Source organism: Photorhabdus heterorhabditis (assembly GCF_018448905.1).
GTDB classification, from domain to species: Bacteria; Pseudomonadota; Gammaproteobacteria; order Enterobacterales; family Enterobacteriaceae; genus Photorhabdus; species Photorhabdus heterorhabditis.
Genome location: NZ_RCWA01000168.1, coordinates 1 through 699 on the forward strand (window position 1 = coordinate 1; position 699 = coordinate 699).

Annotated in this window: 1 protein-coding gene; it reads right to left on the minus strand. The window is 56.4% G+C overall.

Translation table 11 applies throughout. From position 1 onward, the window contains the following. Positions 1 to 699 (minus strand): calcium-binding protein (locus EAE89_RS23115; protein ID WP_422615526.1); only part of this gene is annotated, 699 nt, incomplete at both ends.

A 699-nucleotide genomic window follows, 5' to 3' on the forward strand; every position in this document is an offset into this window, starting at 1 on the left:
CGCCGTGGTTACCGTGCAGGCTGACTATATTGACCCCACCGTCCCCATCAATCGTTGCACTCCCGTGACCCACTTCGATCACGTCGTCACCCACACCGCCGAAAATCTTATCGTCCCCGCCACCGGCATGAATGATGCTGCCGTCCTTGGAAGCATAGATTGTGTCGCCCTGAGGACCGGCATAGATGACCGACTTACCCGTGCCACCAACGATGGTGTTGTGCCCACTGCCGCCGACCAGGACGTCGTTACCCATGCCACCTATCAGAGTCGAATTGCCGGAACCGCCCTTGATAAAGACACCGTTAGCACCGCCACTTATGATGGTATCATTGCCGCTCCCGCCTTCGGCAATGGTTAAACCGGCCTGATCCATGTCCAGTGCCACACCTTGGTTACCGACAATGATCGCCGTATCGTGCCCGCCATTGCCGTGAATGTTTTTCGTATCGTCAGCAGCACTGATAACAAAAACGTCATCACCGGCACCACCAACATAGGTATTGCTCCCGGTGCCCCCAACCAGCCAGCTGCCGGTTTTTGCCGCAATCAGCGTATCATTGCCGCTGCCGCCATACAGATTGCTGACTCCCAGTTGCTCCGCATTGAGGGTTTCATCTGTTTCACTCTGACTGGCGTAAGCCGTGGTCGTGATATCGTTGTGGGTGGAGGTCACTCGCGTACCGGTTCCCTCAGTAC